This window comes from Sphingomonas sp. Marseille-Q8236 (genome assembly GCF_965112005.1).
In genome coordinates this window covers 537,410-555,664 of sequence record NZ_CBCOPO010000002.1, presented here as the reverse complement: position 1 = coordinate 555,664, position 18,255 = coordinate 537,410, and the positions used below count along the sequence as shown (strand labels likewise).

Below are 18,255 nucleotides of genomic sequence, written 5' to 3'. Positions count from 1 at the left end.
GAGCAGCATGGAAAAGCGCCGACCATAGCGGCGCAGATAAGGTGCAACGTCGGCGAAGACCTATCGCGAATACCCTTCGTCAAAGCGGTCGTCTTCCAAACCACTCGGCGAAGGAGTGTCGCCACAGCTCCTTCGCCCACTCAAGACAGGCGCAATACCTACAATTTGACGCACCTAACGGCGCGACAAAATTGTGTGCGGCGGCGCCTTTGGCGCCGCTTGGATCGGCGCTGACGCGCCGAGGTGGCACCGCTCTCGCGTTGCCAGCGCTAACGCGGGGGTCGCGGCTTCGCCGCCTCGGGCGGGGCGTGGGCGCCCCGTGTCGCTACGCGAAATCCTGAAGATCATGAGCCTTTCACTCAAGTCGGGAACATCATGACCGCTGCGCTTGGGCGACGGAATACGATGCCCCAGTAGCATTGGTGCAGATCATGACCGATCCGCCAGGCTCCGGAACGTGATCGACCAGCGCGGTCGCGTCAGCGGAGCGATGCTGTGCTCCCAGTCGTGCCGAGCGGGGCCGGTCATGTGATAGCCGCCGCGCGGATCGAGCGGCACAGAAACGCGATCGAACCCGTCGGCACGCCGCTTCCGAAAACGCATGACGGCCGGCTCGCCAAGCGAAATGCCGAGGACATGCCCATAGATCGGTCGGTCGCGGTGCCAGCCGATCCCGGCGCCGGGATCGTAGCGGATCAACAGCGCCTGGATCAGAGCGTCGGCGTCGAGCCCCGCAAAGCTGGCCGCCCGGTCACGAAACGGCCGCAGCCAGTCCGGGATCGGTGGAGCGTCCTTGGGCCGCCCAATTTCGAAATCATAGCTCCAGCCGAACGACATGGTCAGCCGCTTGCCGGTCCAGCCCTGGAACCGGAAGGGAGCCAGATCGGTCGCATCGATGCGATCGATCAGCATCCGCTCTTCCGTGAGGCTGATCAGATCATGGCGAGTGGTGAGGCCGGGCAAAGCGGGCGCATCAAACAGGTCGAGCATCAGGCCGCCGCCTCCACGAAGATCGGCAGTTCGTCGACCGCCTCGGTATGCGCCTCGGCAAAGTTGGATACCGTCACGCCGACCAGCCGAATGCCCCTCTGGTTCGGCAGGACTGATCGGATCAGGTCGAGCGCGGCCCGGTGCAGCGCCTCTCGCGTCGCGACGACCATCGGCTGGCTGCGTCGGCGTGTGATCTGGTGGAAGTCGCCATATTTGACCTTCACCGTGACCGTGCGGCCGAACGCCTGACGGCCTTCGCACCACGCCCAGACATCATCCGCCATCTTGAGCACTCCGACCTCGATCTCCGCTGCTTCGATCAGGTCGCGGTCGAAAGTGGTCTCCGAGCCGGACGACTTGCGGACCCGGTTGGGGTTGACGGGTCGGTCATCCTGTCCGCGCGCGATGGCGTGGTACCATTCCGCCGAGCTGCCGAAATGCTGCTGGAGGAAGGCCATCGACTTGGCCTTGAGGTCGGCCCCCGTCTCGATGCCAAGCCGCTTCATCTTCGCGGCCGTGACCGGTCCGACGCCATGGAAGCGGCAGACCGGCAGCGTCTCGACCCAGGCCCCGCCCATCTCGGGCGTGACCGCGAACTGGCCATTGGGCTTGCGGTGGTCGGAGGCGAGCTTGGCGAGGAACTTGTTATAGGAAATGCCGGCCGACGCCGTCAGCCCCGTCTCGGCAAGGATGTCGGCGCGGATCGCCTTGGCGGTGCGCCACGCGGTCCCCACCCCCTGCTTGTCGGCAGTCACGTCGAGATAGGCCTCGTCGAGCGAGAGCGGCTGGATCAGGTCGGTGTAGCGCGCAAAGATCGCGTGGATCTGGCGGGAGACATCGCGATAGACCTCGAACCGCGGCCGCACGAAGATCAGGTCGGGACAGCGACGCAGCGCCGTGACCGACGGCAGGGCCGACCGCACGCCGAACGAGCGCGCCTTATAGCTCGCCGCTGCGACCACGCCGCGCGCCGCGGCGGAGCCGACCGCGACCGGCTTGCCGCGAAGCGTCGAATCGTCACGTTGCTCTACCGACGCAAAGAATGCGTCCATATCGACATGGATGATCTTACGCGTGACCATGGACCCGAGCTTACCCGACTCGGAACGAATTGGGAACATGCGCCTGCGCATCCACGCGGAGGACTGCCTACGAGTTTGCCGTGGCTCGGAAATTACCATGAGACGTTGGGTTCGGCATGAAGACGATCCGCTTGCCCGACGGCACCGCCGTCCCCGCGCTTGGCCAAGGCACCTGGATGATGGCGGAGGATCGCCGCCGACGCGCGGAGGAGATTGCCGCCTTGCGGGAGGGCGTCGACCTCGGCCTGACGCTGATCGATACCGCGGAAATGTATGCCGATGGCGAGTCCGAACGGTTGGTCGGCGAGGCAATTGAGGGTCGGCGCGACGACATCTTCCTGGTCAGCAAGGCCTATCCGCAGAATGCGTCGCGTGATCGCCTGCCCCGCGCGTGTGAGGCCAGTCTGGCGCGGCTCGGTACCGATCGGCTCGATCTCTACCTGCTGCATTGGCGCGGCAGCGTGCCGCTGGCAGAGACTGTGGAGGCGATGGAGCGGCTGGTCGAAGAGGGCAAGATCCTGCGCTGGGGCGTCAGCAATCTCGATACCCACGATATGGAGGAGCTGGTCGCCAGCGGCGGCGCAGCGTGCGCGACCGACCAGATCCTCTACAATCTGACGCGGCGCGGCCCCGAGCACGACCTCCTGCCCTGGCTCGCGGAACGCGGCATGGCGACCATGGCCTACAGCCCGGTCGAGCAGGGGCGCCTCGTCGCGCATCCAGGATTGCGCACGCTCGCCGACGAACTCAGTGCTTCGCCGGCCCAGGTGGCACTGGCCTGGCTGCTGGCGCAGGGTGATGTCATCGCCATCCCCAAGGCCGGGCGCAGCGCGCATGTGCGGGAGAACCGAGCGGCGGCCGACCTGACGCTCGATGCGGATGCCCTCGCTCGCCTCGATGAACTATTCCCGGCCCCCAAGGGACGCGTGCCCTTGGAGATGCTTTAGCCGAAGCGGTAGACCCCACCCGCGTCCGCCGCGACGAAGCGGTCCGGGGCGATGTGCGCCTCGTCCAGCGCTATCGCCAGTTCCTCGACCGGTGCTTCGCGGGCCTCGTCGGTCAGCTGGAAGGTCCCCCAATGGATGCCGAGCGCGCGCCCTGCCCCGACGTCCTTGAAGATCCGCACCGCCTCGGCTGGATCGACATGCTGTGCGGCCATGAACCATCGCGGGGCATAGGCGCCAATCGGGATCAGCACGACGTCGGGTGCGCCGAGCCGCTCGCGAACTTCGCTAAAGATGCGTCCATCGCCATAGCCGGTGTCGCCGACGAACCAGATCGTCCCGGAAGGCGTGTCGAGATAATGCCCACTCCACAGCGTCATGCGCGTGTCGCTCGGCCAGCGGTTCGACCAGTGGTTGGCCGGGGTCAGCGTTGTCGCGAGGCCGCCGCCGAGGTCGAGCCGGTCCCACCAGTCGCCGGTCACGCATCGCGCGGCCGGTACCGCTGCCCGGACGACCGCATCATTGCCGAGCGGCATCGCCATTAGGGGATTGTGCGCGGCGTGGAGGCGCCGCAACGTGTCGAGGTCGAGATGGTCGTAATGGGCATGGCTCAGCAGCACGACATCGATCGGCGGCAGATCCTCGAACGCGATCCCCGGCGCGGTCACCCGCTTCGGTCCGACGCGGCGGAACGGGCTGGCGCGCTTCGACCAGACCGGGTCGGTGAGGATGTTGACCCCCGCCACCTGGATCAACAGCGACGCATGGCCGACCATCGTCACGCACAGGCCATCCACGCGCGGCTCGGGTCGTGCGGGCGTGACCGGCACTGACTTCGGCCACTTGGCGGCACCGCCCGCCAGCTTCCAGCGGAGCACCGCGCGCAGGCCCCGGTCGGTGCTGGCCTGCCCCGGGTTGAAGAAGCGCGTGCCGTCGTAGTGATCACTCGGCGGACCGTCATAATAGCGGTTGCGGGCCATGGTCAGGCGACGCTCATCAGCTGCGAGGGATAGGCCGTCAGCAAGCTGAGCGCGTCCTCGACCGGGGCGGTCAGCCAGCGTTCCTGATCTTCGGCCAGCAGGATCACCGGCATCGCCTTGGGGTGCTTGGGCGCCACCAGCGGATTGGGCTCGGTCGTGCAGAAGGCATAGACCCGGTCATGATCCTGATCGACCTTCCATAGCCCGGCGAAGCACGGCACCGCCTGATCCTCGACGGTAAACCACCAGTTGGTGTCGCCGGGTGCCTGCCGATCGGCGGCGGCCTTGGGTTCGGAGAAGCGGGTAAAGGGCACAAGACAACGATGCTCGGCCTTTAGCAGCCACGGCTTCCACATGTTGCTCTGCATGTTCCGGGCGTTCGTCCACCAGTCGTAGAGAAAGGGCAGTTCCCCCTCGTGCGCTGGCCGCTTGCGCGGTTTGCGGGTCGGGAAGCCCCAGCGCATGGTGCTGAGCACCCGTCGGCCCTCCTCGACACGAACGACATAGCCGGGCTTTCCCGGCGCTGCGTAATCCTTCTCGATCTCCAGCGTGTTGCTCGCGTCGTCGACCGCGGCAAGCGCGTCGAAATAGCTGCGAGGATCGACCTGGATATTGTAAAGATTACACATTCGCCTGTTCGATCACGACCGGCAGCGCGAGACAAGCTTCTTCCACGTCGCGGCGTCCGGATAGGGCAGAGAAGCGCCGGTGGGCTGGTCACGCCCGATCAACACATGGGGACGCTGGATGCGTCCTTCCGCCTGGCATGCCGAGCAACATAGCCGTCGAGCAACCACACCCAGCGTCCCGTCCCAACCTCGCCGGTGAAACATCCACCAGAGCGCAACCGCATCGAAGACGCGGACGTGACCGCATTTCGGACAGCTGAGGCGCAGCGTGCGCTTGTGCAGGGCACACTCCTCCAACGTACGCAGACGCCGCCCGATATGATCGTGATCGGCCCCTGCCCCGCCTTCCTGGCTACCCCTTTTGCGGCCCTCTTCTGCCACGACCCTGTCCCGTTCCGATTATCGATCCGCTTCCGCAACGCCTTGACCTGCTTACGGAATCAACGGAACATATAGCGAACATATGAGTCGCAGCAATGATGTCTTCCACCGCCCCACCCCTCGAAACACTGGCCCGCCTGCGGGGCGCTATAGGCGCTGTGCGCGGCAGTGAGGGTGCGGTCCTGCCTTTCGGCATAGAGGCGGTAGACACGCGATTGACGGGCGGCGGCCTGGCGCTCGGCGGTTTGCATGAGACGTCTTCGGCGACACCGACCCTTACAGATGACGCGGCTGCCACGCTGTTTGCGGTGGGAATTGCCGCGCGCGCGGCGGCGCAAAGCGGTCGCCGGGTGCTCTGGGCGCTCACCCGGTTCGATCTCTATGCGCCGGGTCTCGAACAGGCCGGACTCAGCCCTGCCACGCTGTTCTTCGCCGAGGTACGTGAGGACAAGGACGTTCTTGCCGTCATGGAGGATGGCCTGCGCCATGGCGGGCTTGCAGCGGTCGTCGGCGAGGTAAAGCGCGCCGACATGGTTGCGACCCGGCGACTGCAGCTGGCGGCGATGACGGGAAATACCCCTGCCCTGCTTTCGCGCCGCTGGCGCCGACAGGGCACCTGCCCACTGACCGAACTGTCGGCGGCGAGGACACGGTGGCGGATCGCCTGCGCGCCCTCCACGCCGCTCCCCGCCCCAGGGGTCGGCCGCGCACGATGGATGGTCGAGCTGGCGCGCCAGCGCGGCGGCCCGGGCTTCACGATGGAATTGGAGGCATGCGATGACACGGGTCGCCTCGCTCTACCTGCCGCATCTCGCGATCGAGCGACTGCGACGGTTGGAGCGGCCGCGCGCGCTGCCTGAACCGAGGCCCGCGCCTATGCTTCCCATTGACGACGACCCCGGTGCCTGCTCGGTGCCGCGGGGCGGCGGCTGGCGTCCCGGTGCGCGCTGGGCGCAGCAAGGCGCGGCGCGTGGGGCGGTGGAGGAGCAGGTAGCAGCACTGCCGCTGCACCAGCGCCCACCGATGCGCGAGTTGGGCCGCCGGTCCGAGACGGCGGACCATCCGTTCAAACACTCCAGCGCACTGGGCCAGCACAAGGCAGTATCAGGGCCAGCACCCGCGTTGAACCTCGTGCCGATGGTATTGGCCGAGCAGATCGGACAGCGGCAGGTCATCGCCGCCGCTTGCCCGGCGGCGATGACGCTCGGACTGACCCCGGGCATGGCGGTGACGCAAGCGCGGGCGCTGATCCCGGATCTCGACATCCGCCCCGCCGACCGGGCGGCAGATATAGCGTTGCTGGCGGATCTGGCGCTCCATGCCGTGCGCCATTGGACACCGACCGCCGCGGTCAGCGGATCGGACGGGCTGTGGCTGGACCTGAGCGGCGTCGCGCATCTGCACGGTGGCGAAGCGCGCTTCTGCCAGCGACTGGTCCGGTTCTGCCGACGTTTCGGCCTGACCGCGCGTGTGACGGTCGCCTCCACGCCGGGCGCAGCTCATGCGCTCGCCCGTTTCGGTCGCGATGCGATCCTGCTGGTTCCCGGCGGACAAGAGGCCCAGGCGATCGCCCCCTTACCGCCCGCCGCGCTCCGCCTTACGCCGGAAGCGACGGCGGCGGCGGGCCGGTTTGGGCTCGACCGGATCGCCGATCTCCTGCCGCTGCCGCGCGGGCCGCTCGCCCGGCGGCTAGGCATGGCGAGTGTCCGCCGCCTCGACGAGGCACTGGGGCGTGTCCCCGAACCGATCGTCCCGGTGGTTCCGCAAGAGACGCCTATTGCCCGTCTCCGCCTGCTCGAACCCATCGGCACGGCCGAGGCGATCGAGCAGGTGATCGGCGACCTGCTCACCGACCTTATCCGGCAATTGGTGGAGCGTGGCCGCGGCGTCCGGGCGTTGATCCTGACGCTGGAGCGGATCGATGGCAGCGAACAGCATCTGTCGATCGGCACCGCGCGCGCGACCCGTGATACAGGCCATCTCGCCCGGCTTTTCCACCTACGCATCGACCGGGTTGATCCGGGCGACGGAATCGAGGCGATGCGGCTGGCTGCCCCCCACACCGATCCGCTGGGCGCGATCGCGCTGGCCACCAGTTTGGCCGGCGACGATGCCCCACCCGACGTCGCGGTTTTGGTCGACCAGATCGCAGGGCGGGTCGGTGAGGAAGCCCTGTTTACGACTGCACCGGTGGAAAGCGACGTGCCCGAGCGTGCCGTGCGCCGATGGTCGCCGCTCGCCGCCCCCACCGGCTGGCCATCGTGGAAGCGGCCCGTCCGCCTGCTGTCGCGCCCGGAACCACTGGTCGGGGTGCTTGCGCTCGTGCCCGACGCACCGCCGCGACGATTCACCTGGCGGGGCAAGGTCCATGCCGTGGTCGCGGGCGATGGCCCCGAGCGCATTCACGGAGAATGGTGGCGACGCGACGGCGAGGTTTGGGCGGTGCGCGACTATTTCCGGGTCGAGGACGACACGGGCGCGCGCTTCTGGTTGTTTCGCCGCGGCGACGGGGTCGATGCCGCAACCGGTGATCTCAGCTGGTACCTCCACGGGCTATTCGGCTGATGGCGGCCCCCACCACGACCTATGTCGAGCTTCAGGTGACGAGCCATTTCTCGTTCCTACGCGGCGCCTCCAGCCCCGACGAACTCTTCGCTGCAGCCGCGCTGCAAGGCCACACCGCGCTCGGAATCGTCGACCGGGGCAGTGTCGCCGGACTGGTGCGCGGGTGGGAGGCGCAGAAGGCCACTGCCGTGCGGATGATCGCGGGTGCGCGCGTCGATCTCGACGACGGGCGCGCGCTGCTGCTCTATCCAACCGACAAGAACGCCTGGTCGCGGCTCAGCCGGCTACTGACGCTGGGCAAGTCGCGCGCGGGCAAGGGCGGCTGCACGCTCGGTTGGGCGGATGTGGTTGCCCGGAATGAGGGGCTGGTCGCGATCCTGCTGCCGGGCGAGGCGGATGCAGTGACTGCGACGCAGCTCGCCGAACTGCGCACCACATTCGGCGCGCGCGGCTATTGCGGCCTCGCCTTCCGCCGCCGGCCCGACGATGCACTGCGGCTGCACGATCTCGCCGCGCTCGCTGGCGAGGCGGGCGTCCGCGCGGTGGCGCTCGGCGACGTCCTTTACCATGCCCCGCAGGCTCGGTTGTTGCAGGACGTCGTCACCGCGATCCGCGAGAAGTGCACCGTCGATACACTCGGCTACCGGCGCGAACGCCATGCCGACCGGCACCTCAAGTCCCCCGCCGAGATGGAGCGTCGTTTCGCCGCCTTCCCCGATACGATCGCCGCCACCGCCGCGATCGCGCGTGCCTGCACCTTTGACCTCGGCGAACTCAGCTACCAATATCCGCACGAGCGGGTGGTCGAGGGGCTGACCGCGCAGGGCGCGCTTGAACAGCTGACCGAAACCGCCGCCGCGCGAATGTTCCCCGACGGCCTGCCGCCAGCTTATCGCGACCAGATCGCACACGAGCTGCGGCTGATCGGCGAACTCGGCTACGCCCCCTATTTTCTCACCGTAAACAGCATCGTCGCCGAGAGCCGGCGCCGCGGCATCCTGTGTCAGGGGCGCGGCTCGGCGGCGAACAGCTGCGTCTGCTTCGTGCTCGGCATCACCAGCATCGATCCCATCAAGCATGAACTTCTCTTCGAGCGCTTCGTCTCCGGAGAACGCCGCGAGCCGCCCGATATCGACGTCGATTTCGAGCATGAGCGGCGCGAGGAGATCATCCAGTGGATCTATGACACCTATGGCCGCAACCATGCCGCGCTGACCGCGGTCGTCACCCGCTATCGCGCGCGCGGCGCGGTGCGCGAGGTCGGCAAGGCCCTGGGCCTGCCCGAGGATCTGACCAAGGCACTCGCCGGCCTCGTCTGGGGCTGGAGCCAGGAGGGGGTCGGCGAGAAGCAGGTCGCGCAGCTCAATCTCAATATGGACGACCGGCGCCTGCGCCTCGCGCTCGAACTTTCCCGCCAGCTGATCGGCGTGCCCCGCCATCTATCGCAGCATCCCGGCGGCTTCGTGCTGACCCACGATCGGCTTGACGATCTCGTCCCCATCGAGCCCGCCGCGATGGTCGACCGGCAGGTGATCGAATGGGACAAGGACGATATCGATGCCTTGAAGTTCATGAAGGTCGACGTGCTCGGCCTCGGCATGCTCGGCTGCATGAACCGCGCCTTCAACCTGCTCGAGGAGGCCAAGGGCGTGGCGGTCGGCATGGCCGATCTGCAGGACGACGACCCGGACGTCTATGCGATGATCCAGAAGGCCGACACGCTCGGCACCTTCCAGATTGAGTCCAGAGCGCAGATGAGCATGCTGCCGCGCATGAAGCCGGCGCGCTTCTACGACCTCGTCATCGAGGTCGCGATCGTGCGACCGGGGCCGATCCAGGGCGACATGGTCCACCCGTACCTCCGCCGCCGCGAGGGGCGCGAGAAGCCCGACTATCCCCGTCCGGAATTGCGCGCGGTCTTGGAGAAGACATTGGGCGTGCCGCTGTTCCAGGAACAGGCGATGAAGGTCGCCATCGTCGGTGCAGGCTTCACCGCGGTCGAGGCCGACCAGCTCCGCCGCGCCATGGCGACGTTCAAGTTCACCGGCGGGGTCAGCCATTTTTACGACAAGCTGGTCGAGGGGATGGTGTCGCGCGGCTACCCCCGCGACTTCGCCGAACGGACCTTCAAGCAGATCGAGGGTTTCGGCTCCTACGGTTTCCCCGAGAGCCACGCCGCCTCTTTCGCCAAGATCGCCTATGCCAGTTGCTGGATGAAGCATCATCATCCCGACGTCTTTTGCGCGGCGCTGCTCAACGCTCAGCCGATGGGCTTTTATGCCCCCGCCCAAGTCGTCCGCGACTCGCGCGAGCACGGCGTCGAGGTGCGGCCCGCCTGCATCAACGCCAGCCGCTGGGACTGTACGCTGGAGCCGACCGCCGGCCGCTACCTCGCCGTGCGGCTCGGACTGCGCCAGGTGCGCGGCCTCGCCAACGCGCATGGTGCGGCGATCGTCGCGGCACGGGGGGAATCGCCTTTCCAGTCGGTGGAGGAAGTGTGGCGGCGGGCCGGCGTCCCGAGGGCCGCGATCGAGCGACTGGCTGAAGCGGATGCCTTCCATGCGCTGGGCGAGGATCGCCGTCAGGGGTTATGGAAGGTGAAGGGCCTGGGCGAGGCCCCCCTGCCCCTGTTCGCCGCCGCCGATGCGCGGCACGCGTCGTTCAACACGGAGGGACTGGAGCCCGCCGTGTCGCTCCGCCCGCTAACCGAGGGCCGCGAAGTGGTGGAGGATTATCGCGCGCTGCAATTGTCGCTGCGCGCGCATCCGCTCGCCTTCCTCCGCCAGGACCTGACCCGCCGCGGCATCGTCCGCTGCGCCGACCTCGCCCACATCAAGGACGGCCGCCACGTCGAAGTCGCCGGGATCATCCTTGTCCGCCAGAAGCCCGGCAGCGCCAAGGGCGTGCTATTCATCACCATCGAGGACGAGACCGGCATCGCCAACTGCATCCTCTGGCCCGATCGGTTCGAGGCACAGCGCCGCACCGTCATGTCGGCGGCGATGATCGGAATGAAGGGCCGGGTCCAGCGCGAGGGGCTTGTCATCCATGTCATCTGCGACCGGATCATCGACTATGGCGGGCTGCTCGCCCAAGTCGGACAGATGGACTTCCCTCATGCGACCGGCCGGGGAGACGGTGCGCGCCATGCCGGGTCGCCCGACCGTGGCGATGCCGGCTGGCGACCGGGCCCGCGCGACAGCTATTGGCCGCCGCACGCCAATGGCCAGGATCCCGAGCAGGTGGTGCGGATCAAGTCGCGCGACTTTCATTGATTGGCCATGTCGCGCCATCAGCGGATCATCATAGACTTGTCGCTCCACATCCTGCGCGGGGCCGCCGCCCGGTCGGGCAAGGGCAAGGTCGACACCATAGAGGTGCGCCTCGCGCTGCGCTGCCTGATCGCACATTGCCCAGAGCGCTGGCCGCTCGACATGTTCTGGAACTCGGCCGGCACCGATCACGATATCGGCCGCGCGCAGGGATGCACCGCTGCGCTGAACGGCATTATCCGGCAGATCGGCGGCGATCCTCGCTAGGCGCTTGTCCAGCGCGCCGAAGCCAGCACGCTGGACTGCCCCCAGCCAGCCATTCTCGCATAGGCCGAGAATGGAACGTCGCGATTATCGGCTCGGAACCGGCGTGTGTAACCTCACATCGTGATGTACCACTTGCCGTCGACTTTTCGTACCTTGCCGGTGTCGGTCTGCGTCGACCCATCGCCAAAGCGGGTGACGGTGGTCACCACGGCGTGATCCGCGTCGGTCTGGTCGACCTTCTCGACCTCAACCGACGTCACTCCACCCCGCTTCTGCGCGTTCGCGGCCTTGCCTTGCAGCATCGGCGTGATGAAGATCCCGGCGGTCGCCTTGATCTCCGGATCAATGCGTTCGAGCGCCTCGGCGGTCTGACCGCGCCCGGCCGCCTCCATCGCGGCACGGGCAGCGTTACCCGGTCCCTGGCCGCAGGCGGTCAGCGCGAGAAGTGCGGCGGCTGCGAACAGCGGACGAATGTGCATCGTCCCCTTCAGGATCGCGGCCATCACAGCACCGGCTTCGTGGCACGAGCGGCAAAGAAGGCGTCAGCGGCTTGTGCCACCAGAGCGGCTGGCCGTTGGGATGATCCATCGGGTAAACCGATGCCGACCGTACCACCACGAGGTCCGACATCGGCGTCGGCGTGGTAGCCATCCAGCCCGGCTTTCCCCCAACGCGCGGAGAAGGTGTCGCGGCTGCTCTCCTGATGGGGCGTGCCCCATTTGGTGACGAGCATCTGCCGCCATTCGTCGGCCGCCGTACCTTGTGGCGCGATATAGGTGATCCCGGACAAATGCGCCCCATCCGGCCAGACGAGCATTCGGAGCGTATATCGTCCGCCCGCATCGTCCTGAAGCGTCGCCTCGCCGAGCACGCTGCGCCGCGTTTCCACGCCACCAACGCCTCCACGAATGTTGATGGCGCTGCGAACCTGACTTTCGAAATCGACGAAGCGGGTCACGCCCCTGCTGGTCAGCTTTCGCGTCGCGATGACGACGGAAACCTCCTCCTCGCTCATGCCGAGGCGAAAGCCGCCGAGGTCGAAGGTAACAGGATCATCGGCAACGCTGCGATCGGCAGCGCGGGTCAGGCCGACGATCACCGGCGTGGTCGGCATGGTGATGGCAGGCTGCTTCGGCCCATTGCCGAAGACGGATGGGATCTTGTCGAGCAACTTGGTGATCGGTGCCCGCTGGGCGGCGGCGGGCACGGCGGCCAGCCCGATGACGAGTGCAATGGTCAAACGCATGTGTGTCTCCCTTGAATTAGTCGATCAGAAGCCGGTGTGCCAGCCGACGAGCGCGGCGACGGAGCCGTCGGTGACGTCGTGCATGACGCCGAGGCGGAGCGGCATCGCGGTGTGGGTGACGTAACCAGCGGTAATCTGGACACGGCGTTGCCCTGCAAGGCTGGCGCGGGTGACGCCGTACAGGACCGAACGGCTGGCAAGGTCGTAGCCGGTGCCCAGGGTCAGCTCCGCCGCGCCCGCCTCAATGGCGAGCGGCTGCGCGATCCCGAGCGTCAGCAGACCGCCGGGCACTGCGCCGGTTGCCTGCACGCCGATCCGGCTGCCGAGGATTGGGGTGGCGCCGGTTACGAGTGAAGCGGCATCGATCTTGAGCCGGGTAATGCCCAGTGAGCCATAGCCCTCCAGCGCCCAGCCGTCGGTCACGCCGAGGCGGTGGTGAACCTCGACCATGACGGTGCGGGCACCGCGTCCCAGCCGCAGAGCGCCGCTGCCGGTCGGCATGCCCATCAGCGTGCCATCCTCGTCGATGTACGAGGCGCGCAGATCGAGGCCACCCCGGCTCCAGCCCAGCGTCATCGCCTGCGCGGCACTCCCGCTGGCTCGCCCCGCCGCCATGGTCAGCCCGAGCCGTCCGCCACCGACCGCCCGGTCGACGCCGAGGCTGGTTGCGGCCTGCGGGGCATAGGCGAGCACGCCATCGGCGAAGGGCGCCAGACCCATGACATCGGCCTGGAGCATGTCGGCACCGTTCCACGCCGCATGCACCCCGGTCGTCCCGTCAGTGTAACCGACGGTGCCCGCAGTCGCTTCGGCACGGACCTGATCCTGTCCCGGGCCGAAGCGGGTGCTGGTAAAGCCCATCGTCCCGCTGAACCCGCCGAGTGACAGGCTCGCCTGTCGTCCCATATGCTCTACCCGCCGCTCGATCCGGCGATCGGCCATGACCTGCGGTTGGACGACGAGCGCGGCGACCGAACCGGCGAAGTCGCGGCCATAGACGTCGAGCACTGTGACATGCGACAGCGCCGTCTGGATCGCAGCGGTGCCGACCGCCCCCGGCACCATCATCACCGATTTCGCGACGCTGGTCTGGGTCGATCCGTTCGACAGCGTTGGATTGACCGGCGACAGCGCCGCTTTGAAGTCGACCAGCCCCATGCCGAACACCTCGTCCGGTCCCGGTGCACCGATGTCCTTGGCGGTCTTCAGGATGACGTCACCTGCCTGCTGGCCGCTCAGCTGCGGCCATTTGGACAGGATGTCGGCGGCGAGGGCAGCCACCACCGGCGCCGCCGAACTGGTGCCGGAGAAGACGCCAACCGTGCCGTCGACCAGCGTCGTCACATTGGCGCCGACCGCGACGACGGTGCGGTCCTTCATCGACCCCGCCCGGTTGGAATAGGCCTCGATTTCGTAGGCGTTCAGCGCCGGGCTGAGCGCGCCGACGAACAACACCCCCTCGCGATTGCCGGCGGTGATCCACTGGCTATTGTGGGGATCGGCAGCGCCGTAATTGCCGGTCGAGTTGACCAGCAGCCCGCCGGTTGCTGCCAGCCTTTCGGTTGCCGCAGTCCAGCTCGCGCTGCCACCGACCAGCGATGAGCTGACGATCTTGATACCCTTGTCCGCCGCATAGCGGATGGCCTCGTCGGTGTGCCACAGTATCTCGCCTTGCGTCTTCTCGTCCCAGTCGGCGACCCGCAACGCGACGATCGTCGCGGACGGGGCATAGCCGATGGTGGCGGTGCCGTTGGCTCTGGCGGCGATGATGTTGGCGACCGCCGTGCCGTGGTCCGACGCTGCGCTGCCCAGCTCGTTTCGCTTGGTCCGGGTGCCGTCGGCGGCCACGATATAGCCGAAGTCCCTAGACAGCGTCTGGTCGATGCGGCCGTCGAGCTCGCCGTTCACGTTCATCACGCCATCGTCGACCACGGCGACGGTGACTCCCTGACCGGTGTGCCCGCTGTCGAGCGCGTAGAGCGCATTCATGAACTCGTTCGCACCGTAGTTGCGGCGGAACTCGGGCGTGTCGTTGACCGAGCGGATCGGCTGGCGGTCCGATGGCGTGATGACATAGCCCGGCGGTGGCGGCACCAGCGCCGAATAGACCGGTGGCGTTGGTGTTGGTGTTGGTGTGGGAGCCGGTGTCGGCGTGGGTGTGGGTGAAGGCGTCGGAGACGGCGCAGGCGTTGGGCTCGGCGACGGCGTTGGCGACGGTGTCGGACTTGGCGATGGCGTCGGCGCGGGCGACGGTGTCGGCGATGGACTGGGCGTCGGCGTCGAGCCGCCAGTCGGCGGTGGCGGCGCTACGCTGCCCGAACTGCTAATCGCGCCGCCGCCCCCGCAGGCGGCGATCGTCAACGCCAGCATGCTGGCCGACGCCGCTCTGATCCCCCGTATTCCAACCATCATCATCCCCCGATGGGGATGCGCACCGGCCAGCCGGCGGCACCCCGTGAAATGGCGGGGTGCCGGCCCTCTGGAGACCGGATGTTCGAAACCAGCACTGAAACTGGCGCGGGCGCTTGTGGGTTAGCTGCTGCCCAGGCGACGGCGGGAGGCGTATCCTTTTTCGGTCAACGGTGACGGGAAAGGAGCAGGTCATGTCGAAGAAGATCGTGGCGCCGGCCTATGTCGCGGCGATGGCGCGGGCGGAGGCGGATCCGGCGTCAGCGCGGTTCTGGGTGGGGCTGGACGTCGGGTTCAAGAGCACGGCGGTATGCGTCGTGGATGTCGACGGTGTGGTGGTCCACCAGGTGTCGATGAAGAGCCATGCGACCGAGATTGGCCGCTACCTGCGCCGCAACTTCAAGTCGCACGTGACGCTGATCGGCATGGAGACGGGTGGCCTGTCGCCGCACCTGGCGGGCAAACTGCGTGAGCAGGGCTTCCAGGTGGCGGTACTCGATGCGCTACAGGTCCATCGGGTATTGTCGGTGAAGCGCAACAAGACCGACACCAACGACGCGCGCGGCATCGCCGAGATCACGCGCAGCGGTCGTGACTATCTGACCGAGGTCTATGTCAAGTCGAACCTGTGCTTCGAGGTACGGGCGTCGCTGATCATGCGCGACCGCCTGGTCAAACAGCGGCGCGAGACCGAGGCGATGATCCGCGGGCTGGTCCGGGTCTATGGCGGACGGATCGAACCCGGCAGCGACAGCCCGGCGACGTTCCGCGAACGGGCCATAGACCAGCTGTGCCTCATCGCCGACACCGAAGCCGTCGACCTGCGGCCGCGGATCATCCCGCTCCTCGACCTGTGCGAGCGCTTCTACATCGAGGCCGGGCGGATCGAGCGCGAGTTGGACCTGCTCGCCGCGTCCAATCCGGTGTGCAAGCGGTTCATGGAGATCCCCGGCATCGGCACGATCACGGCGCTGTCCTTCTACAGCGCGATCGAGGACCCGACGCGGTTCCGGCATGTCGACGATGTCGCGGCCTATCTGGGCCTGACCCCGCGCGTCTACCAGTCGGGCGAGAGCCTGACACATGGCGGGATCAGCAAGATGGGTAACCAGCTGACCCGCACGCATCTGGTCGGCGCCGCGACCGTCATGCTGGCGAACACCAAGTCGTTCAGCACGCTGAAGGACTGGGGAATGAAGCTCAGCAAGCGGGTCGGCTTCAACAAGGCCAAGGTCGCGCTCGCTCGCAAACTGGCGATCGTGATGTTCAGCCTGTGGCGCGATGGCACCCACTTCATGGCCAAAGCCGCCGATGTGGGGCCGCACCGCGACCTGAAGCAGGCGCGCGCGACCGCATAGAAATTCCAGGTTCACACCAGGTTCGTCCGCACAAGAGCGGCGAAACCGTCCTCCCGGGAGGCGGAGGGACAGGAGACTTCGGGCCTAAAGGTGAGGTGGCGACAACCTCGTGACGCTTGTTGAAGCTCCACCCTTTGCACGTGAATGCCCATACTGCGGCAGGCGACAGGCCCAACGGCCATCGCAAAGCGCCCGACCGCGAAGAGACTGTTGCACTCCGGGAGTGATGACGGGTGATCTTGCAAAGATCCGCAAAGGAGCAGATCATGAGGTAGCTTAAAGAAGTCGGGATATCCCTCACACCGAGGGGCAGCAGCTAGAGACTTTAGCCGGGTGGCCTGGACATACGCGTCCGCCACCCGGTCACAAAGAGCTCTGCGACCGTGTTTGGTCTTGCGACCGGCTTTCAGTGCGGGGTTTCGACGCCCCGGTTCACGGACAAAATCCGCGAACCGCCTCAGGCTATAAGTCAAACCTTAACAAATTGCGACAGTCCGAAGGGCACATCCATGCCGCTGGCATGGAAAAGGGGCGCTGGTGGCGCTGATCCGTACGGACGGACGATGCGAAGGTTCTGAAAGAAGGGAAAAACAGGGTCGACATCCGCCGGCTCGGCCCTCGGTCAGCATTTTCATCGTCAGCCGGTTCTGCCGGTCATCCCCCACCATCCGCGCGTCTTTACCCCCCGTCGCCTCACGCGGCGTGGGGGCAAAGGCGCGTGCCTGGAGTGCATTGCCTATGCTTCCCTCACCTATCATCACGGCGCTGAGCGTCGCCCGGCTCGACGTCGGTCATCGCATGGGCGTCGACCGCCAGATCCCCATCGGTGCTGCCATCCTGACCGCTGAACTGCGCGGCCAGCTCATTCACTTCACCCTCGGCAGCTGCGTCCTCCAGCCCTCCGATCCCGCAGAGTGGCTCCTGACATGGCTCGACGAACAGCTGCTCCGCGATGGGGCAACCATTGCCGGATATGGCCTGGACGATGACGCGGCACTTCTCGACCATTTGCCGGGAGCCGAATGGTCGCCCTGCATCCGCGCGCTCGCGGGATGCGGTCAGCAATATGCTCTGAACCTGACCGCCAGCCAGGACGACAAACGGCTGACCTTCGCGCAGGCCTGCACAAACATGAACATTCTCCATGCCCAAGTCGATCGGGGGCGCCGCTTCGCTAGCTGGCTGCGGTCGGACACCAGCGAGATCGAGGGGCAAGTGCAAGTCGATGCGATCGCCACCTTCCGGCTCGTCATACGGCGCTTCGCTGCACTGAACCCGGTCGGACACAGCATCGCCGCCGTCCTCAGCGACCATCTCTCCACCTGGCTCGGCGAAAGTGATCATGCCGCAGCGCAAGCGCATGTCGCGGACCTGCTGTCCGCCGCCGACTGATCCCACACGGCCGCCATACGGCCAATGCCCAAGGAAATGCCCATGTCTCTCATCGACCTGTCGGTCGAGGAGCGAGGTTTCGCGCCCTCATCGATCGCACTCGCCATCCGCACCATCGGGGCCTGCCCCGCCGCGCGTAACAGACCGGATGCCCGCATCCTCTGCGGGATCGGCATGCTCACTGTCACTCCGGATCATGACGGCTACCGCTTCTCGACCGAGGCTCGCTGCCTCGGCGAAGGGGATACCGTCCTTGATCTGCTCGACTGGCTGGAGCCGCACATGGCCTTACCCGGTGCCGTGATCAGCTGGGACAATTTCGGCGCCGTCCCATATCGTCTGCTCGCGCTGGCCGATCCGGTGCGCCACCCAGGGATCATCATGGCTGCAGCCGACACCGCGGGGCGATGGCGGGCCCTGCCGCGCGGCCACACATGGCACCTTCGCCAGGCACGCGCGCATCTCATGCCCTGCATGTGCCCGCTGCAGACGCCGGTCGACGAATGCGAGGGGTCAATGCCGACCTTCCTGTTGCCGGCCCCCGCGACGACTGCGGTCGAACTGATCGGCGAGGCGATCTCTGGCTGGCGATGCTGGGCTCAAGGCTTCGGCGATTTCGACGACGCCGACCATCCCGCACAAGCCGCGCTCCGGGCGCTGGACCGCTGGCGCGGCGATCGGCCCGCCATCCGCTGACCTTCCCCCAACTGACATGCGGGCGCGCGACCGCGCGCCGGAGA

At 67.0% G+C, this 18,255-nt stretch carries 16 protein-coding genes; 9 read left to right on the top strand and 7 right to left on the bottom strand.

Going from position 1 to position 18,255, the window contains the following annotated elements; genetic code table 11:
- Positions 1-429: 429 nt before the first annotated feature.
- Positions 430-990 (bottom strand): alpha-ketoglutarate-dependent dioxygenase AlkB, encoded by a 561-nt coding sequence (locus ACWPWT_RS14890; protein WP_454280333.1) that lies wholly within the window; start codon positions 988-990, stop codon positions 430-432.
- On the bottom strand, positions 990-2,072 hold the full coding sequence (dinB, locus tag ACWPWT_RS14885) for a DNA polymerase IV (RefSeq protein WP_454280332.1): 1,083 nt from the start codon (positions 2,070-2,072) through the stop codon (positions 990-992). The genes ACWPWT_RS14890 and dinB overlap by 1 nt, the downstream gene beginning before the upstream one ends.
- 116 nt (positions 2,073-2,188) lie before the next feature.
- On the opposite strand from dinB, the gene ACWPWT_RS14880 reads away from it, so the two are divergent.
- The gene (locus ACWPWT_RS14880; RefSeq protein ID WP_454280331.1) at positions 2,189-3,019 is read left to right on the top strand and encodes an aldo/keto reductase; all 831 of its coding nucleotides are present in this window, start codon (positions 2,189-2,191) and stop codon (positions 3,017-3,019) included.
- On the opposite strand, the gene ACWPWT_RS14875 is transcribed toward ACWPWT_RS14880, so the two are convergent.
- Both ACWPWT_RS14875 and ACWPWT_RS14870 read right to left on the bottom strand, forming a co-directional pair.
- Complete coding sequence (locus ACWPWT_RS14875; RefSeq protein ID WP_454280330.1) at positions 3,016-3,996, bottom strand: MBL fold metallo-hydrolase; 981 nt, start codon at positions 3,994-3,996, stop codon at positions 3,016-3,018. The genes ACWPWT_RS14880 and ACWPWT_RS14875 overlap by 4 nt on opposite strands.
- 2 nt (positions 3,997-3,998) lie before the next feature.
- Positions 3,999-4,625: an SOS response-associated peptidase family protein gene (locus ACWPWT_RS14870; RefSeq protein WP_454280329.1), complete on the bottom strand. Its 627-nt coding sequence runs from the start codon at positions 4,623-4,625 to the stop codon at positions 3,999-4,001.
- A 476-nt stretch (positions 4,626-5,101) separates the two neighbouring features.
- On the opposite strand from ACWPWT_RS14870, the gene ACWPWT_RS14865 reads away from it, so the two are divergent.
- Genes ACWPWT_RS14865 through ACWPWT_RS14850 form a run of 4 tightly spaced genes read left to right on the top strand, consistent with a single transcriptional unit; the run spans position 5,102 to position 11,110 of the window.
- Entirely contained in the window at positions 5,102-5,866 is a 765-nt protein-coding gene (locus ACWPWT_RS14865) for an ImuA family protein (RefSeq protein WP_454280328.1), read from the top strand.
- The gene (locus tag ACWPWT_RS14860; RefSeq protein ID WP_454280327.1) at positions 5,784-7,571 is read left to right on the top strand and encodes a Y-family DNA polymerase; all 1,788 of its coding nucleotides are present in this window, start codon (positions 5,784-5,786) and stop codon (positions 7,569-7,571) included. The genes ACWPWT_RS14865 and ACWPWT_RS14860 overlap by 83 nt, the downstream gene beginning before the upstream one ends.
- Positions 7,571-10,846, top strand: a complete 3,276-nt coding sequence (locus tag ACWPWT_RS14855) for an error-prone DNA polymerase (protein WP_454280326.1) — start codon at positions 7,571-7,573, stop codon at positions 10,844-10,846. The genes ACWPWT_RS14860 and ACWPWT_RS14855 overlap by 1 nt, the downstream gene beginning before the upstream one ends.
- Positions 10,847-10,852: 6 nt before the next feature.
- Positions 10,853-11,110 carry a hypothetical protein gene (locus ACWPWT_RS14850; RefSeq protein ID WP_309703219.1) on the top strand — a complete coding sequence of 86 codons (258 nt, stop codon included), beginning with the start codon at positions 10,853-10,855 and terminating at the stop codon, positions 11,108-11,110.
- A gap of 113 nt (positions 11,111-11,223) precedes the next feature.
- Here the strand turns inward: ACWPWT_RS14850 and ACWPWT_RS14845 are convergent, their stop codons facing one another.
- Genes ACWPWT_RS14845 through ACWPWT_RS14835 form a run of 3 tightly spaced genes read right to left on the bottom strand, consistent with a single transcriptional unit; the run spans position 11,224 to position 14,450 of the window.
- The gene (locus ACWPWT_RS14845) at positions 11,224-11,613 is read right to left on the bottom strand and encodes a DUF4878 domain-containing protein (protein WP_454280325.1); all 390 of its coding nucleotides are present in this window, start codon (positions 11,611-11,613) and stop codon (positions 11,224-11,226) included.
- Positions 11,613-12,356 (bottom strand): hypothetical protein, encoded by a 744-nt coding sequence (locus ACWPWT_RS14840; protein WP_454280324.1) that lies wholly within the window; start codon positions 12,354-12,356, stop codon positions 11,613-11,615. Before ACWPWT_RS14840 ends, ACWPWT_RS14845 begins: the two co-directional genes overlap by 1 nt.
- Positions 12,357-12,380: 24 nt before the next feature.
- Complete coding sequence (locus ACWPWT_RS14835) at positions 12,381-14,450, bottom strand: S8 family serine peptidase (protein ID WP_454280323.1); 2,070 nt, start codon at positions 14,448-14,450, stop codon at positions 12,381-12,383.
- A gap of 17 nt (positions 14,451-14,467) precedes the next feature.
- Between ACWPWT_RS14835 and ACWPWT_RS14830 the strand changes: the two genes are divergently transcribed.
- The 4 genes from ACWPWT_RS14830 to ACWPWT_RS14815 all read left to right on the top strand — a co-directional run bounded on the left by ACWPWT_RS14830 (position 14,468) and on the right by ACWPWT_RS14815 (position 18,211).
- A complete protein-coding gene (locus ACWPWT_RS14830; protein ID WP_454280322.1) occupies positions 14,468-14,683 on the top strand; it encodes a hypothetical protein in 216 nt (71 codons plus the stop codon).
- Positions 14,684-14,959: 276 nt separating this feature from the next.
- Complete coding sequence (locus ACWPWT_RS14825) at positions 14,960-16,123, top strand: IS110 family RNA-guided transposase (RefSeq protein WP_175928838.1); 1,164 nt, start codon at positions 14,960-14,962, stop codon at positions 16,121-16,123.
- A 537-nt stretch (positions 16,124-16,660) separates the two neighbouring features.
- Positions 16,661-17,515, top strand: coding sequence for a hypothetical protein (locus ACWPWT_RS14820; RefSeq protein WP_454280321.1), 855 nt, complete (start codon positions 16,661-16,663; stop codon positions 17,513-17,515).
- 42 nt (positions 17,516-17,557) lie between these two features.
- The gene (locus ACWPWT_RS14815) at positions 17,558-18,211 is read left to right on the top strand and encodes a hypothetical protein (protein WP_454280320.1); all 654 of its coding nucleotides are present in this window, start codon (positions 17,558-17,560) and stop codon (positions 18,209-18,211) included.
- The last annotated feature ends 44 nt before the right edge of the window (positions 18,212-18,255 follow it).

Excerpts from the sequence above, each read along its gene's own strand:
- ACWPWT_RS14870 (WP_454280329.1), bottom strand. The coding sequence starts at position 4,625 with ATGTGTAATCTTTACAATATCCAGGTCGATCCTCGCAGCTATTTCGAC.
- ACWPWT_RS14815 (WP_454280320.1), top strand. The coding sequence starts at position 17,558 with ATGTCTCTCATCGACCTGTCGGTCGAGGAGCGAGGTTTCGCGCCCTCA.
- ACWPWT_RS14880 (WP_454280331.1), top strand. The coding sequence starts at position 2,189 with ATGAAGACGATCCGCTTGCCCGACGGCACCGCCGTCCCCGCGCTTGGC.
- ACWPWT_RS14850 (WP_309703219.1), top strand. The coding sequence starts at position 10,853 with ATGTCGCGCCATCAGCGGATCATCATAGACTTGTCGCTCCACATCCTG.
- ACWPWT_RS14855 (WP_454280326.1), top strand. The coding sequence starts at position 7,571 with ATGGCGGCCCCCACCACGACCTATGTCGAGCTTCAGGTGACGAGCCAT.
- ACWPWT_RS14845 (WP_454280325.1), bottom strand. The coding sequence starts at position 11,613 with ATGGCCGCGATCCTGAAGGGGACGATGCACATTCGTCCGCTGTTCGCA.
- ACWPWT_RS14890 (WP_454280333.1), bottom strand. The coding sequence starts at position 990 with ATGCTCGACCTGTTTGATGCGCCCGCTTTGCCCGGCCTCACCACTCGC.
- ACWPWT_RS14825 (WP_175928838.1), top strand. The coding sequence starts at position 14,960 with ATGTCGAAGAAGATCGTGGCGCCGGCCTATGTCGCGGCGATGGCGCGG.
- ACWPWT_RS14840 (WP_454280324.1), bottom strand. The coding sequence starts at position 12,356 with ATGCGTTTGACCATTGCACTCGTCATCGGGCTGGCCGCCGTGCCCGCC.
- ACWPWT_RS14865 (WP_454280328.1), top strand. The coding sequence starts at position 5,102 with ATGATGTCTTCCACCGCCCCACCCCTCGAAACACTGGCCCGCCTGCGG.
- ACWPWT_RS14860 (WP_454280327.1), top strand. The coding sequence starts at position 5,784 with ATGACACGGGTCGCCTCGCTCTACCTGCCGCATCTCGCGATCGAGCGA.
- dinB (WP_454280332.1), bottom strand. The coding sequence starts at position 2,072 with ATGGTCACGCGTAAGATCATCCATGTCGATATGGACGCATTCTTTGCG.
- ACWPWT_RS14875 (WP_454280330.1), bottom strand. The coding sequence starts at position 3,996 with ATGGCCCGCAACCGCTATTATGACGGTCCGCCGAGTGATCACTACGAC.